11 protein-coding genes are annotated in these 16,467 nt (G+C 53.3%); 4 read left to right on the top strand and 7 right to left on the bottom strand.

What is annotated here, in order from left to right:
- Positions 1–14: 14 nt before the first annotated feature.
- From CBE73_RS14890 to CBE73_RS14880, 3 genes are all read right to left on the bottom strand, one after another.
- Positions 15–1,253, bottom strand: a complete 1,239-nt coding sequence (locus CBE73_RS14890) for an ABC transporter substrate-binding protein (protein ID WP_229752605.1) — start codon at positions 1,251–1,253, stop codon at positions 15–17.
- Positions 1,254–1,634: 381 nt separating this feature from the next.
- The gene (locus CBE73_RS14885) at positions 1,635–2,723 is read right to left on the bottom strand and encodes an SMI1/KNR4 family protein (protein WP_094094872.1); all 1,089 of its coding nucleotides are present in this window, start codon (positions 2,721–2,723) and stop codon (positions 1,635–1,637) included.
- A 387-nt stretch (positions 2,724–3,110) separates the two neighbouring features.
- On the bottom strand, positions 3,111–6,182 hold the full coding sequence (locus CBE73_RS14880) for a glycoside hydrolase family 3 protein (protein WP_094094871.1): 3,072 nt from the start codon (positions 6,180–6,182) through the stop codon (positions 3,111–3,113).
- A gap of 176 nt (positions 6,183–6,358) precedes the next feature.
- Between CBE73_RS14880 and CBE73_RS14875 the strand changes: the two genes are divergently transcribed.
- Positions 6,359–7,513 (top strand): major royal jelly family protein, encoded by a 1,155-nt coding sequence (locus CBE73_RS14875; RefSeq protein WP_229752606.1) that lies wholly within the window; start codon positions 6,359–6,361, stop codon positions 7,511–7,513.
- Between the two features lie 165 nt (positions 7,514–7,678).
- On the opposite strand, the gene CBE73_RS14870 is transcribed toward CBE73_RS14875, so the two are convergent.
- Complete coding sequence (locus CBE73_RS14870; protein WP_094094870.1) at positions 7,679–9,169, bottom strand: malate:quinone oxidoreductase; 1,491 nt, start codon at positions 9,167–9,169, stop codon at positions 7,679–7,681.
- 270 nt (positions 9,170–9,439) lie between these two features.
- Here CBE73_RS14870 and CBE73_RS14865 point away from each other — a divergent pair, with 270 nt between their 5' ends.
- From CBE73_RS14865 to CBE73_RS14855, 3 genes are read left to right on the top strand one after another with little or no spacing between them, the layout of a single operon-like run.
- Positions 9,440–11,077 (top strand): spore germination protein, encoded by a 1,638-nt coding sequence (locus CBE73_RS14865; RefSeq protein ID WP_094094869.1) that lies wholly within the window; start codon positions 9,440–9,442, stop codon positions 11,075–11,077.
- 24 nt (positions 11,078–11,101) lie between these two features.
- Positions 11,102–12,205, top strand: a complete 1,104-nt coding sequence (locus tag CBE73_RS14860) for a GerAB/ArcD/ProY family transporter (protein WP_094094868.1) — start codon at positions 11,102–11,104, stop codon at positions 12,203–12,205.
- Entirely contained in the window at positions 12,198–13,391 is a 1,194-nt protein-coding gene (locus CBE73_RS14855) for a Ger(x)C family spore germination protein (RefSeq protein WP_094094867.1), read from the top strand. The genes CBE73_RS14860 and CBE73_RS14855 overlap by 8 nt, the downstream gene beginning before the upstream one ends.
- A gap of 102 nt (positions 13,392–13,493) precedes the next feature.
- Here the strand turns inward: CBE73_RS14855 and CBE73_RS14850 are convergent, their stop codons facing one another.
- From CBE73_RS14850 to CBE73_RS14840, 3 genes are all read right to left on the bottom strand, one after another.
- Positions 13,494–13,994, bottom strand: coding sequence for a DinB family protein (locus tag CBE73_RS14850; RefSeq protein WP_094094866.1), 501 nt, complete (start codon positions 13,992–13,994; stop codon positions 13,494–13,496).
- A gap of 326 nt (positions 13,995–14,320) precedes the next feature.
- Positions 14,321–15,745 (bottom strand): L-arabinose isomerase, encoded by a 1,425-nt coding sequence (gene araA, locus CBE73_RS14845; protein WP_094094865.1) that lies wholly within the window; start codon positions 15,743–15,745, stop codon positions 14,321–14,323.
- A gap of 26 nt (positions 15,746–15,771) precedes the next feature.
- Positions 15,772–16,467 carry an L-ribulose-5-phosphate 4-epimerase gene (locus tag CBE73_RS14840; RefSeq protein ID WP_094094864.1) on the bottom strand — a complete coding sequence of 232 codons (696 nt, stop codon included), beginning with the start codon at positions 16,465–16,467 and terminating at the stop codon, positions 15,772–15,774.

Genomic DNA, 16,467 nt, shown 5'->3' with positions numbered 1-16,467 from the left:
TGAATTCTCCACCTTTATTTTTGTTTGATCCAGAAATCGCGAACCTTCGGAGCGGTATTGTACAGGGCTTCTCCGTCAAACGCCCAGAGGTTGAGATCTTCAAACTGCATGTCATTCTTCGTCTCTACATCGGAGCGAGGCACCCAGGAGCCTAACTCGTTAAAAGGATTAAGCCCTTCCCCCTTGCCGTCCACCTCGCCCATCATCCAGCGGATGAACAGCTTGGCTGCCGCTTCATGAGGAGCTTTGTTGGCAAGGAAGAGATAACCGGAGTCCGGGACAGCCGTTTTAGGCTTAATGTCCAGGATAGGTTGGATCGTCCAGCCCTTCTCCTCATTCTTCGAAACATCGCCGGACACCGCCAGACCGACAGCATCGCTGTTGGCTTTGCCGATTGCATCAAGGACATCGTCACTACCTTTCAGGACGACCAGACCGTTCTCGAACAGCTGCTTGATAAACTCATAACCTGCATTTTCCGTTCCGTGAAGCTCAATGTCCTGGCCAAACTTCTCTTTGTAGGCAGCAGCCATGTCATCGCTATTTATGACCATCGTTGTGAACAAGTCCATAAAGGCAGGTGAGCTCAGCGGGTCGGCCGTGTATACTTTTCCTTTAAATTCAGGTGTAATGAGATCCCACCAGTTCGTTACAGGTGCTGTGCTATAGTGGGAAGAATTATAGAAAATCGTCCGGAACTCCACGTAGTTGGCATAAGCCTCAGCTTCCGTGCGGTAAGGCTCATCGACCTTCGGGGCAATGTCTTCAGGCAAGTAGCGGACATAACGGCCAGGCTTGACCATCTCTTCTTCTACAGCCCCGCTGACCTCCTTCGTCAGGATCACATCCGGATCAAACTGCCCGGCGTCCTGCTCTTTGGTGACTTTATCCATCATCTCATCCGATTTCACCTTACTGACCTCAACCTTGATCCCCGGATAGTGCTTCATAAAGGTCTCCGCGGCATCATTTGCTCTTCCCGATGTGGAGTAGACTACCAGCTTGCCTTCCTGCTTGGCTTGCTCATATAACTGCTCCACCGTTTCTTCGGGCACAGACGATGCAGAAGATGCCGCTTGAGACGGGTCTGCGGCAGGGCTGCTGCTGGAGCTGCTGTTGGCGGAATTGCTGCTAGCGGAGCTTGATTCGGCGTCTCCCGTGTTTGCATTCCCGCACGCGGTCATTAGCATGATGACAAACATAAACACAGCAAGGATAAGGACAGGCTTATTTCTGTGAAGCGGTGCTCGCATAGGTTTCTCCTCCTAGTTCATATACCTTCGATTCGATAGGTTCGAAGCTTGGCTATGGTTCAGAGTATAAGTTTGAATTGTAAAGGCGATGTTAGGACGACTTTAAATTTTGGTAAAAAAATATTATTTATTAAATATTGAAATATTTTTATCGTTTTTAGGTGCAGTTAGATCTTGTATTCAGCGCTATTCGGAAAAGCTCAGTTATCACGGGTAACAAGAAGAAGCGTATCCCTATGAAATGGACACGCTTCAATTCACCTCGAATCTTCGGCTAAAAAAAGGCATATTCACCTGAAAATTAGGCCTATGCACCAGAAATCAGGCACACGCACCTGAAATTAGGCTGCCGCAACAGGAACCAGGCATACGCAACAGAATTCAGGCTTCCGTCCGATCAGCCAGCGTTGAGACAAAGGTTTTGAAATCCGGAGCAAGCCGCGTTACCTTGTTGTTCTTGGCCCCATCGACATGGACCACTTCCGGTTCCCCGTCATTGCCGGCTTCACGATAATCGAGCATAATGGCCTGATGTTCGTCCGGGCATTTGCCAATGACCACACCGAATTCGGGAAAGCCTTCCTTCTCGATCAAGTAACGGCTCCCGCGGTCCCCGCAAAGGGAGTAGCTTTTGTCCCGTCCGATTCCCAAAATCGCCGAAATCCCGATTTGTTGTCCGTCGTCGCCGTCTTGAACAGAGAGTACCCGGCTGCGCGGCACACCGCCGTTATGTAATTTCATCATCTGCACGTAATGCACCGGCAGCTTGAAGACCAGCTCTTCTTCTACTGAGGCAACCAGCTCGTCCGATGGCGGGGCAAGCACGTATTGATCCACGGCCTCCGGGCTGTCCTCCCAAAAATGTTCCGGGTTGGACCCGCTGGATGAGCTGTTCGCCCTGGTATCGCCGTCATAATGCACCGCTGGCGCTGGTGTTGACTCCGAAGCCGTTCCCGCCAATTCGTTCTTTCCCGCAGTTCCATTTGATGGAGCAGCAGCGGCGTCAATGGCATCAATCGCCTCTGCCGGTCCCTCAGCAGCACCTGCTGATGCTGTCGAAGCAGACTCGCCTTCCGGCGCAGATGCGGAGGAACCACCGGATTCCGCTGCGGGTTCCTGCTCCATTTTCTCCTGAATCCAATCCAGAAACTCCAGCGTATCCTCATCTCCGGGCTCCAGTTGATCGGCTATCGTAAATTCCCGTTTAGCGTCCTCATACTGCTCCAGATAGTAATAAGCCAGTCCGAGGCGATAATGCCAAAGCGGATCGTCCTGCCCTTCTTCCGCGACAGTCAGAAACTGCTCAGCCGCCTCCTCGTAACGTTCCAAGTTGTTCAGCGCCCGGCCCAGATGGCTGACCAGCTCGTAATCTCTATCCGCAGCGGGCACTTCCCCTGCAGCTTCAACAATTTTCTCATATTCATCGGCCTCATGGTACGCTTCCAGCCTTGCCCGAAGATCCTCATTCATCCTTCATGCCCCCCGATACTGAATTCGTTGTAGATTATACCATTTGGGGCGGGTTAGTCTCCAGTAAGGTCTCCATCCAGTAAGCTTCCCATCCAGTAACTTCCCAGCAAGCAGAAGATAGTAAGGAAATAGTAAACAGATAGCAAAGAAATTGTAAGGACCTCATTGCAGCGGGCCGTTATCCCCCTTAAGGTGGGGCTGCTGGATCGAGGTTCCTTCAACATCGATGTCCGGGAGCGTCCGCTCCAGCCATTTAGGCAGATACCAAGCCGGGTTACTTCTCTATCCGCCGATATATCTCCTCCCTGACTCACTGACTCATTCAGGCCAACAAGCAGGCCGGATTCCTGTATGGAAACCCGGCCTGCTGGAAAGCAGCAGCCTTCATCACTGAAACTGTACGGTGCTCAGCGATGTTTTGCCCGTCAGGACGATATAAATGTCCTGACGTCCGCTTACGCCGCTACTGAGCTCAGCGGTATAGTCGCGCCACTCCTGCGCGCCTCCGGCTGTCAGCTCGGCCCGGCCCGCAAGCGGGCCGTCCGGGCTTTGCAGCCGGACTTCGGCCGCACCCGCCGTTTGGCTCGCCGCGCGCAGCCTAACCGTCCTGACGCCGTCGCCAAACTCGGCGTCCATGAACGCAATCCAGCCGGATTGCGTCTTCACTTCCACGGCGCTGCCCCCTTCGCGGCATTCGCCGATCAGCACGCCTTCGTAGGCGTCATAATTGACCGCCTTCACAGGCTGTTTGAGGTCGCGCGGCGGGATTACCTCGCCCCGCACCTCCAGCTCCGCGCTGAGCGGCAGATTCGCTGAGGAAGGACCGGCCATTACATGGTATAAGCCGGTCTCTATGCAGAAGCGCTCGCGCGTCACGTCCCACACGGCCAGCTCGGACAGCGGCAGTGTGAAGTGCACTTCAGCCGTCTCACCCGGCTGAATCAGCACCCGCCGAAACGCGAGCAGCTGTTTCAGCGGCCGTTTCACGCGCGACTGTCCGGCGCGGCCGTACAGCTGCACCACTTCTTCGCCCGGACGGCTTGAGGTATTCGTCACGCGGGCAGTCACGGTCACCGTCTGTCCGCTCTCTCCTCCTCCGCCATCCTGGTCCGCTGAAACGCAGCTGCGGTCAAGGCTTAGCTCATCATAACGGAATGAACTGTAAGACAATCCATGTCCAAACGGATATAACGGCTCACCTTCGAAATAGCGGTAGGTTCTGCCTCCCTGAATGATGTCGTAATCCATAAATTCCGGCAGCTGATCGACCGATTTGTACCAGGTCATGTTCAAACGTCCCGCCGGGTTCACTTCGCCAAACAACACATCCGCCACGGCGTGGCCGAGCTCCTGTCCGGCATGTGTCGTATACAGAATGGCCGGAACATGCTCATCCGCCCAGTTCAGGGCGTATGGATAGCTGCCCACCACAACAACAATGGTGTTTGGATTAACGGACATGACTTCCTTGATCAGCTGCTCCTGGGATTCCGGCAGCGTAATGTCCGGCCGGTCCATCGTCTCCTTACCGTTGATCAGCGGATGATTGCCGACGAACACCACCGCTACATCCGCGGCGCTTGCTGCTTCTTTCGCGGCCTGGAACTTGTCCGTCACCTTCTCCATCTCAAAGACAGCAGCCGTAATCGGCTCTTCTTCCCTGCCCGCTGCAGAAGCTGCGCCGGCAACGTTGATCTCGTTAGCGGTCTCTTCCGCTTTGCCGCTGCCGACCAGCAGTTCTCCGGTTTCGTCCTTCACCGTTACCGGCATGTCGTTCCAGGTGGAGAGGGTCACACGATCCACCGTTTCTTGCGCTCCTGTTTCTTGTGCTCCTATTCGTGCTCTTTCTTGCGCTCTTCCTTGTCCTCCTCCTTGTGCTCCTTCTTCCCCTTCCGCTACCACTTCCGGTTCCACTTTCACTTTCAATCCCAGTCCTAGTCCCTCTCCCGCTTCCGCCGCACGGACCTGGAATACTTCTTTCGTAAACCATTCCCAAATTTGATCGGCGGAAGCTTTAACGATCCGGTCATCGGTCGTCAAATATTTGCCGCTTTGCTCGGCGATGATCGTATGGCTGCCCCAGCCCCAATCCGTGATCTCAAACACGGAGGCTTGCTCCGGGGTCTCTGCGTCCGCAGCCAATGCCGCCTCCCCGCCATCCTGAACCCGCACGTACCAGCCGCTTTGCTTCTCCTTCAGCTTAATCCGGTCCGTGCCCTCGCTGAACGAGATCTCCGCCCCATGACCGTCCAGCTTCTCCCGGATACCCTGCAGCGGCGTAACCGCATAAGGAAGAGAGCCGCTGTACCAGTCGCGGTAGACCGTTCCGCCAAGCGGCCCAATCACGGCCACCTTCTTCAGCTGGTCTGCCTGAAGAGGCAGCATGCCGCCTTCATTCTTCAGCAGCACGATGGCTTTGCCCGCCGCTTCACGGGCCAGCTCGGCATGCTCCGGATGCAGAATCTCCGACTCGCCAATTGCCGCGTACGGATTATCTTCCTCCGGATCGAATTCGCCGAGGCGGAAACGGACGCGGAACGTGTTGCGCAGCGCCGCATCCAGATCGCTTTCCGTCAGCAGCCCTTCCTCCAGCGCTTCGCGAAGCGACTGCTTCATCAGCTCGCCGTCATCGGTCAGGCTGTCGATGCCGCCTTCCTTGACCGAACGGGCCACCGCTTCCTTGTAGCTGTCCAAATAGCCATGATCGCGAACCGTACCGGATACGTCAAAAGCATCGCTGACCACGAATCCGTCCATGCCCCACTCCTGCTTCACAATATTGTTCACATCCGGATTCAGGTTGGCCGGAACGCCGTTTATAGCGTTATACGCCGTCATCATCGACTGGGCGCCGCCTTCTCTAAACGGGATTTCAAACGCCTTCAAATAATATTCACGCATATTGCGCGGATCAATGCTGACCGACTGATCACCGCGGCCCACTTCATTGTTGTTGGCAATGAAATGCTTAAGCGTCGCAACCGCTTTCAGGTATTTCGGATGATCGCCCTGAATGCCTTTAACCAATGCCGCTGTCAGCTTTCCGGCCAGGATCGGATCTTCGCCATACGCTTCTTCGGTCCGGCCCCAGCGCGGGTCCCGCTCCATATCGACGGTAGGCGCCCAGAGAGTCAACCCGTTGATTTCCGGATTCCGCTTATAGAACCCTCTCGCCTCGTCACTGATAGCGCTGCCAATTTGCTGCAGCAGCTCCGTATCCCAGGTGCATCCGAGGCCGATTGGCTGCGGATAACCGGTCGCTTCCCCGAGCCAGGCCATGCCGTGAGCTGCTTCTGTGCCATGCTTATAGCCCTTCACGCCGATACGCTCGACAGCCGTTTGATATTGAATCATCAGTCCCACTTTCTCCTCCAGCGTAAACCGGGAAACCAGATCGTTCACCCGTTCATCCAGCGGAAGGGACGTATTCTGAAATGGATAAGCCGTTGTAGACATCATGAACCTCCTTAGTGTCAGTCCTTGCGCATCATTCTACCCAAGACGGACTGCCCCGGCTACCCGAATAATTAGAGGCGTTTTCATAGAATATTAGGGTTTTGAGGGACTGCATCATTTGGAGCAGAAGGCATATACGTTAGTAGCAAGGTAAATCACCCGAATTCGGAGGTTAAACCATGCCCTACTCAACAAACCGTTATCAGATGGTCTTTCATTGGAACCGGCTGGATTGGAGCTTTCCGGATGTTCAATTGCAGCGGGAATTCGAGGACAATCAATTTTGGAAAAAAGCTATGCCTGCCGGCGTCAAGGTTGACCGCCAAGGCCGTTATTACGTCTCCGTGCCCCGCTGGGCCGAAGGCATACCTGCCACCATGAACCGGATCGTCCTGAAGGACGGGCGGCCGGTACTGCAGGCTTTTCCAAGCTGGTCATGGAACGAAGCGGGTCAGGTCAAAGCCCTGCAGTCCGTGCTCGGGTATGAGATCGATGAGAACAACCGCATGTGGCTGCTCGATCAGGGAAAAATCGCCTACGCCCCCTCCCCCGAAGGCTCGCAAAAAATCATCGTCTGGGATCTGGATACCGACCGGATGCTCGACTGTATCATTATTCCAGATGAAATTGCCCCGTACCGCACTTCTTTCTTGAATGACTTGGTGGTAGATAATCAAAACGGGTTCGTCTACATCACCGATTCGGGCAGCGGCTGGCCGGACCACCCGGTTGAAGGCGGGATTATTATCTACAACATGAAGACGAGGACGCTTAGACGGGTGCTCGACCGGCATTTCAGTACGCAGGACTTCCCGGGTTTCCAATTTTCCATCGATAACAAACCCGTGTACAGAGACACCCCTCTCCGTACCGGCGCCGACGGCCTCGCTTTATCCGCCGACCGGTCTACCTTGTATTACTGCCCGGTGACCGGGCGCAATTTGTATGCGGTAGACACCTCCATTTTGCGAAACTTTCAAGCCTCTTCCGCCGACATCAGCCGGGCGGTCCGTTCTCTGGGCAGCAAACGCACCACCACGGACGGGATGCATGCCGATAATCAAGGCAACGTTTTCTACACGATGCTGGAAGGGAAAGGCGTGGGCATCTACTCGCCGGCCATTCCCGCTTTCCGGGAATTTGTCTCGGACGACTGGATGCTGTGGGTTGACGGCGTCGCCTTTGATCAGCAGGGCAGCATCATCTTCAACAGCAACCGGCTCCATGAAATGTTCGGCGGATACGAGATCGATTGGAGCAACCCTTTTAACCTGATTATTTGGAAAGCCTTCGTCGGGCCCGGCGTAAAATCCTATTTATACGCAGGGAAATAAGCGAAATACCCCCACTCAAGTTAACTTCTAAACAAAATGAAAACCTCCAGCCCCACTTATACAGTGGTTTTGGAGGTTTTTTCGTCCCTATTCCGGGACAGGCTCATTTGATTGTACCCTTTTGAGACAGCCTGTTGTTATGGCTTAAGGCCGTTCCCGGCCGTTTTAATGAACTCCGTTCCCTAGGCCAAGCGCCTCTCCGGTGGAAGTGTGAATTTCTTGGATAAGTTCAGGATGCTGGGATAAGGACAAGCCGTAAGAAGGGATCATCTCCTTGATCTTCGGCTCCCATTCTTTCAAATGCTGCGGGAAACATCTGCGGATCACTTCCAACATGACCGAAACGGCGGTGGAGGCGCCTGGCGAAGCACCAAGCAAAGCGGCTATTGAGCCGTCTGCCGCGCTGATGACCTCCGTACCGAACTGCAGTGTCCCTTTGCCGGCTTCGGTATCTTTAATGATCTGTACGCGCTGCCCCGCAACGACCAGCTCCCAGTCTTCGCCGTTTGCGTTTGGAACAAACTCACGCAAAGCTTCAAGCCGCTGTTCCTTCGACAACATCAGCTGCTGAACCAAATATTTGGTCAGCTGGAAGCTTTTCACGCCGGCTGCCAGCATCGTGGTCAGGTTATGCAGTTTCACCGAAGTAATCAGATCGAACATGGAACCGAATTTAAGGAATTTCGGCGAGAAGCCCGCGAAGGGGCCAAAAAACAGCGATTCCTTCCCGTTGATTACCCGCGTATCCAGATGCGGCACCGACATCGGCGGAGCGCCGACAGGCGCCTGTCCGTACACTTTGGCATGATGCTGCCGCACGACCTCCGGCTTCTTGCACACCATAAACAGTCCGCTGACCGGGAATCCGCCGATTCCTTTGCCTTCCGGAATGCCGGACTTCTGCAGCAGATGCAGGCTGCCGCCCCCTCCGCCGATAAAGACGAATTTGGCCGCATGGCGTTCCGTTGTCCCGCTTCCCATATTCTTTACTTTTAACTCCCACATGCCGTCTGCGGCACGTTTGATATTCTTCACTTGATGATTGTAGCGGATGTCGACATTTTGATCCTTCAAATGGGTAAACAGGATACGCGTCAGCGCCCCAAAATTGACGTCCGTTCCCGACTCTATTCTCGTGGCCGCGATAGGCTGATTAACCGTGCGATCCTGCATCATCAGCGGAATCCATTCCGCCAGCTGCTTCGGATCTTCGGAGAATTCCATGCCTGGAAACAGCGGGTTTATTGAAAGCGCTTCAAATCTTTTCTTCAAAAAGGAGACATCCTTCTCACCCTGCACAAAACTCATATGGGGAACCGGCCTAATAAAGTCCCGCGGATCGGGTACCCGGCCGCTCTTGACGAGATGCGTCCAAAACTGCTTGGAGAATTGATACTCCTCATTTACTTTGATCGCTTTGCTAATATCAATGGTTCCATCAGGCTGTTCTACGGTGTAGTTAAGCTCGCACAGAGAAGAATGTCCCGTTCCCGCATTGTTCCATTCGTTGGAGCTTTCCTCTCCAGCCCCGCCGCGCCGTTCGAATACGGTGATTCTCCAATCCGGGACTAGTTCTTTCAGCAATGACCCTAATGTCGCACTCATGATTCCGGCACCAATTAAAATAACGTCAGTTTGATTTTGTCGGTTGCTCATCATTACCGTCCTTCTACCCTACAATTTGCAGGAAGGATGCATGCGCTCCTGCTTAGTCGCCAAACAAACCCGATGTACGGCTGGGCCGCACAGCTTTTTTTCTGAATCAATCTGATCTTAGTTTATCATTATTGGTTGGAGATTTTAATCATTTATTTCATTTTTTATGGATTTAAAAACAGATCAATCTTTGAATATTCTGACTAAAAGCAGCAAAACTTTGGAAAACTTTCTATACACTCATGAATTCAAGGCAGGGAGACCTTACTTATGTCATCCATCATCAGTCATATCCCGAGCTGGGGCATTTTTGCCCAAGCCCTTATAGCCCTTCTGGTCCCTATCTGCGCCGTCAAAATGTACAAGCGGATGTACTCCTTCATCGACTCTCGAAGAGATGCCGGTGCCGCTGCTATAAACCAGGAAAAGGAAGCCGCCGCTTCTCCATCAGCCACACCCTTCAGCGGAGATTATGCAGCGGATGCCCAGACCATCCATTCCCGCATTGGCGGAAACAACGATCTGACGGCAAGAGAATTTACCATGACGAAGCTGAATGCCAAGGCCACGCTGTATAACGCTTATGGCATGCAGAGCGATCCGCTGCTGAATATGCGCATTATGGAGTTCTTGATGTTCGAGGCCACCATGGAAGACCTGTCCGGTTCCGGCAAGGCCAGCAGCAGCCAGCTTCCCTTCACTATTCTGACGGAAGCGCCGGATCTGGACAGCTTTAACCGCTCCGTACTGTACGGATATGCCGGCCTCCTGATCGAAGGCCTGCCCCGCGGGCTCCTGATTGAACTGCCGAACGGGGCCAACCGGTCGATTTCGGAGCCTTTATCCGAAGCGCTGCTGCGCGGTCCACGGCTTGGTTTCTCCGAGGTGCTCAGTGAGAACACATCCATGCTGCGCCGTCAGGGTTACACCGAACAGCTGGAAATGAAAAGCTTCCGGATCGGGACAAGCCTGTCGAAAGATCTTGTGGTCGCCTATATCAAGGACATCGTCAATCCGGATCTGCTTCAGGAGGTCATGGACCGGGTTCAGAAGATCAACGCCGAGTTCCTTGCGGATTCCGGTTATATTGAACAATTGATCGAAGATAACTATTTGAGCCCTTTCCAGCAGGTCCAAAATACCGAAAGGCCCGACCGGGTCATCAATGCTCTGCTGGAAGGGCGGGTTGCCATTTTACTGGACGGCACGCCGTTCGCGCTCATTGTTCCGGCCACCTTCAGCATGCTGCTGCAATCTCCGGAGGATTATTATGAACGCTGGCTGTCCGGCTCGGCGATCCGAATGCTGCGTTTTGTTGCCGCCTTTATGTCGCTTATGGCTCCCGCGCTCTATATTTCGCTGATTGCGTTCCATCCGGGTCTGATCCCGACCGAGCTGGCCTTGACCATCATTGAAACGCGCCAGGGCGTCCCGTTCCCTCCGTTAATTGAAGTATTGATCCTGGAAATTTCGATCGAAATTCTGCGGGAGGCCGGCATCCGGCTTCCTAAACCTATCGGGCCGGCCATGGGGATCGTAGGCGGTCTCATTATCGGGGACGCTGCTGTTCAGGCGGGGATAGTCAGCCCTTTCCTGGTCATTGTCGTAGCCGTAACGGCGATCTCCTCCTTCTCCATTCCGACCTACAGCGCCGGCATTACGCTGCGGCTGCTGCGGTTTGCCGGCATGCTGTTTGCAGCGGTGCTCGGGATGTTCGGCACGATTCTATTCTTCCTGCTGCTGTGCAGCCATTTGACCAAACTAAAGAGCTTCGGAGTCCCTTACCTGACTCCTGCGTCTCCTTTTCGCCTCAGGGACTGGAAGGATCTCTTCTTTCGGGTGCCTCTTTCCTTAATGAAGCAGAGACCAGCCATGTTCAAAACGCAAAAAAGCAAGAGGAAGTCCTAAACTCACAGGATAGGAGCGATCACCTTGTTCATTCGTACCGACGATAAACTCACCTCTTCCCAGGCAGGAGTATTCCTCACCAATACCGTGCTGGGCGCCGGGATTCTGACCATGCCGCGGAGCGTCACCCAGGATGTGAAGACGCCAGATTCCTGGCTGACCATCTTGTTCGGAGGCATCATTATCGTGTTTGTCGTTCTGCTGATGGTCAAGCTTTGCCAGCAGTTTCCGGGCCAAACCGTTTTTCAGTATGCCGGAAGAATCGCCGGAAAGTTCCCGGGCGGGCTGTTATGCCTGCTGCTGGTTCTTTACTTCGTCATTACCGCGGGCTTTGAGATTCGCACGCTTACCGAAGTTACGCTGTTCTTCCTGCTGGAGGGCACGCCAAGCTGGGCCGTCATCCTTCCCTTTGTATGGGCAGGCACTTACCTCGTTTGCGGCGGTATCAACTCGATTGCCCGAGTCTTTCAAATCGTACTGCCGATCACCTTGTTCATCCTGCTTGTTTCTTTCGCAGCGAGCTTGCGCATCTTCGACATCAACAATCTGCGGCCCGTACTTGGCAGCGGTATCCTCCCTGTATTTCAAGGTCTCAGGTCTTCCGTGCTGATCTATACAGGCTGCGAGGTTGTAATGACGCTGGTTGCCTTCATGCAGCATCCCGGCCAAGCCGTCAAGGCCATGCTGGGCGGTATCGCCATACCGATCCTTCTATACTTCCTAACAGTCGTCTTCGTCATCGGCGGTCTCTCGATCGATTCGATCATCACCAGCACCTGGCCGACCTTTGATCTGGTCAGAAGCTTCGAGATTACCGGTTTCTTTGTAGAGCGGCTTGAATTCCCGCTCATGGTCGTTTGGCTGATGCAGATGTTCTGCAACTTCTGCAGCTTCTTTTTCCAAGCTTCGCTGGGGGTTTCCCAAATCTTCAAGTTATCCTTTCTTCCGGTTGTCCTCGGCATGGTTCCGCTGATCTTCCTTTCGGCCATGCTGCCGGGTAGTGTCCAGGATCTCTTCTCGCTGGGGGATGCCATCGGCATGATGGGACTGGTTCTGTTTCTGCTGCTGCCGGTGCTGCTCTCGCTCATTTGGCTCCTCCGTACGAAAGGATTGAAACAGCATGTCTAGAAGATTCCTATCCCTCGGCCTTTGCCTGCTGCTCCTTCCGGTCCTGCTGACGGGCTGCTGGAGCAGCCACGAAATTGAAGACCTGGCGCTTTTTGCAGGAATGGCGCTGGATAGCGGCCAGCCAGCCCCTACGGAGAAAGAATTTGAAGCAAAAGGCGCGACCTATGGCAAACGGGATAAAGTAATGACAACCCTCCAGATCGTACCGATCAAATTAACAGGAAACCAGGAGAAGAAGAAAAACGAGGGACAATCCGCCTTTCTGAACGTTTCGGGCAGCGGCGACTCTATTCTTGAGATCTTCCGCCAGTTCTCCATCCGTCTTGACCGGCCGATTATCGGTCATCATCTTAAGGTGATCATCTTCTCCACTGAACTCCTGAAGAATCAGACTATCGAGCAGATCACGGATTTTGTATTACGCGACAACGATATTCGTCCCAGCACCATCGTCTATATCACCGAAGGGTTGGCCAGAGATGCCTTGGAAACTAGTGAACCCAATGACGTGCCGGCGTTCCATATCGTTGGCATGCAGCGAAATCTTAATAGGACGAGCAAGGTGCTAAACCCGGTTTCTTTATCCAAACTGGACGCGTTGACGCATTCGGAGAAAAGCTTTATCCTGCAGAATCTGGTCACAGGGGGCGGGGAAATCGAATTATCCGGAGCAGGCATCATCAAGGGTTCCTCCGGCCGCTGGATCGGAGCCTTAAACCAGGAGGATACCGAATGTCTGGCTTGGCTGGGGAATAAAGGGGATACAGGGGCCATTAAAGCCTACGACTGGGATAACGAGCCCATCACTTATGAGATCAAGTCCCTGAAGAGCAAGATCAGAAGCTACGTCGACGGGGACGACATTTCATTTAAGGTGTCCATTTCCACTAAAGGCCGCCTCATCGAGACCTGGAACAAGAAGGAGACCCCGACATCCAATGATTATGCGGAGAAAACCGGTCAAGTCATCCAGAAGCGGCTGGAAGGCATGATGCAGCATCTGATTCACACTTTGCAGTCCGAATATAAAGTCGATGTGGCCGGCTTTGGCGACAGGCTCGCCATTGAGCATCCTGCTGTCTGGAAGAAGGTCAAAGAGAACTGGGACGATACGTTCGCCGAGTCGAAAGTAACGTTCACCTACAAACTGGAGATTACCGATTTCGGTTCTTTCACAGAGAGCTGATCAAATCAAGAGATAAACTAATAGGGATTTCCCCATTGCCTGGGGAGATCCCTTTTGCTGTCCATCTCCTATGCGGCTTCGGTTTCTGTCATGGGAACATACTTAAAGAGGCGGATTCGTTACTCCGAGCTGGGCCCAGCCTTCCTTCGAAGGCCCGTATACCGCAGGGAGCTGCAGCCCTGCTTGACGCATAAGGACCGTAACCTGCCCTCTGTGGTGCACGATATGCTTGATCAGCCCCATAAAAATAGAAGCGTTCGACTCCATCCGGCCGAATGCGTTTTGAACCTGCGTTAACGTTTCCTCTGTCCACTGTTCTTCAAGGGCATCTACAACACGTGCGCTTACCGTTCTAAAAATCTCTGCCATTTCCCGGGCTGACGGAATTTCGTCCTGATTGGGCACTTTGGCGATGACAACTCCAAACTTCGTTAAATAATCCGGAATATTGGACACAAAATGCCAGGCGATCCTTCCCAGCGTGCGGCCCTCCGGGTACACCTGCTGCTTGAGCGATTCGTCTGTTAAAGCATCCAGCACCTTTTGGGTTAATACCGCTTCTTTGTTCCATTCGGCCATAAAGTCCTGAACCGTAAAATACATAAATTCATCTCCTCTTTAAAATCAATAATTCCAGCTTCAGCTTTCCTCTCACGCCTACATCTTAATCTTTAATAGTGACAGATACCGTCATGATTGCACAAAAAAAGGGCGAGGAATTCCCTGGCCCAAGTAAAGCAGTCGTTGTTCAAACCGGCTTCATCGTTGTTCTAGTGATTGTTTCAATACCTGTGGTTATTACCTCCGCTTATTCGTGACTCAAGACGGCCTCACCTTTCTTGGTTTGAAGCGATCCGCCATGGGCATAACAAAGAAGCAGCACAGCGCGATTAACGTGACCCAGTTGAGCGCCCCTTCAGGGTGGATCCTTATTTAATAATCACGTATTCCAGATCAACAAGCTTGGCATAGGTTTCAATTTGATCCGTTGTCAGGTTCAGCGAAACCACGGTATGGTGACCGCCGCCGTTCTCGATCCAGGCTTTCACCCCGTCCTGGAAGTTCGGCTTCACGTTCCAAAGCACGCGGGCCACGGGAAGTTTGGGAGCCGGAACCGCCGGCTCGAAGGCGGAAACCTCATTGATCAGAAGCTTGAAATGTGTGCCAAAGTCAGCCATTGAGACGACAACGCCGTCGCCGGCTTTGCCATCGAACACCAGACGTGCCGGATCTTCCTTGCCGCCAATGCCAAGAGGAGAAACGATAAGCTTTGGTTTACTGCTCGCAAGAGTCGGGTCAACCTCCAGCATATGCGATTGAAGGATCGACTCCTGACCGGCGGCTAACTCGTAAGTGTAGTCCTCCATGAACCCCGTAGACTCGTTATGGCTCATGACTTTCAGCAAACGGTCCAGCGCCGCCGTCTTCCAGTCTCCTTCGCCCGCAAAGCCGTACCCTTGCGCCATCAAGCGCTGAACAGCAAGGCCGGGCAGCTGCTTCATGCCGTGCAGGTCCTCAAAATTAGTCGTGAAGGCATTGTAGCCCCCGTTATCAAGAAAACGTTTGATAGCGATTTCATAACTGGCCTGTACTTTGACGCGGGCTTCCCAGTCCTCCTTACTGTAGGTTCCATAATCAAACTCGTAAAGCTCCGCATATTCTTTGAACAACCGGTCAAGCTCTTCTTCTGTAACCGCATTCACGTATTCAACCAGGTCGCCGATGCCAAAATAATCCACCGTCCACCCAAACTGAATTTGCGCTTCCACCTTATCCCCTTCGGTAACGCCGACATTGCGCATGTTGTCGCCAAAGCGGGCCACTTTAATGCTGAAGCTTTCGTTATAGGCCACCGCTGCGTCCATCCAGTCCGCGATCTGCCGCTGCACTTCCGGGCGTTCCCAATACCCTACGACAATTTTGTTCTGCTTCTTGAGACGGGCGTTGATAAAGCCGTATTCACGGTCGCCATGGGCTGCCTGGTTCAGGTTCATAAAGTCCATATCGATCGTGGCCCAAGGAATGCTCTCATTGTATTGCGTGGCCAGGTGAAGCAGAGGTTTCTGCAAAAGCTTCGTGCCGTGAATCCACATTTTCGCCGGTGAGAAGGTATGCATCCAGGTAATAACGCCGGCAACCTCGTCCCGGTAATTGACCTCTTTCATAATACTTGTGATTTTATCCGCGCTCACGGCCAGATCCTGAAGGACCAGCGGATAAGGCAAAACACCGCTTTCATTTAGCGCATCCGTCATCGCCTGAGCATGGGCTTTGACTTCCGCAAGTGCTTCTTCCCCGTAAAGATGCTGCGAACCGACAACAAACCAGAATTCTTTAGCTCCCAGGTTTAACATTACGATCATCCTCTTTCCTTTATCGTTTACTTCTGCCCGTAATAAGCGTTGGTCCCATGCTTTCGCAGGTAGTGTTTATCCAGAATCGGCCGCGGCAGCTCCTCGGCAAAATGATTTAATTCCCTTGCAAACAGGTTCATCTTGCACACTTCTTCCAGCACGACGCTGTTCATAACAGCCGACTTCGCATCCCTGCCCCACGTAAACGGCGCGTGCCCGTGCAGCAGCACACCGGGAACCGCCATTACATCCAAGCCGCTCTCCTCAAAGGTTTCGATGATTACACGGCCGGTTTCGGCCTCGTAACCGCGGTCGATCTCTTCTTGGGTCAGGAAACGGGCACAAGGCACGGAACCATAGAAGGTATCGGCATGCGTGGTTCCCATGACCGGCACATCCAGTCCGGCCTGCGCCCAAACAGTCGCCCAGGTAGAGTGCGTATGCACGATGCCTCCAATTTGCGGAAAATGCTTATAAAGCACCGCATGCGTCGGCGTGTCCGACGAAGGCCTGCATGCCCCCTCCACCACATGGCCGTCCAAGTCCACAACTACCATGTCGCCGGGTTTCATTTGCTCATAATCCACCCCACTTGGTTTAATCACGAATAATCCGGTTTCGCGATCCACAGCGCTTACGTTTCCCCACGTATATTTCACGAGTCCGTGTTTCGGTAAGTCCAGGTTGGCCTGATAGACTTCTTCCTTCAGCTGTTCTAACAC

It is taken from the genome of Paenibacillus physcomitrellae (genome assembly GCF_002240225.1).
GTDB classification, from domain to species: Bacteria; Bacillota; Bacilli; order Paenibacillales; family Paenibacillaceae; genus Fontibacillus; species Fontibacillus physcomitrellae.
Note: the sequence above shows the minus strand (reverse complement) of the source record. Positions and strands in the feature narration are given on the sequence as shown.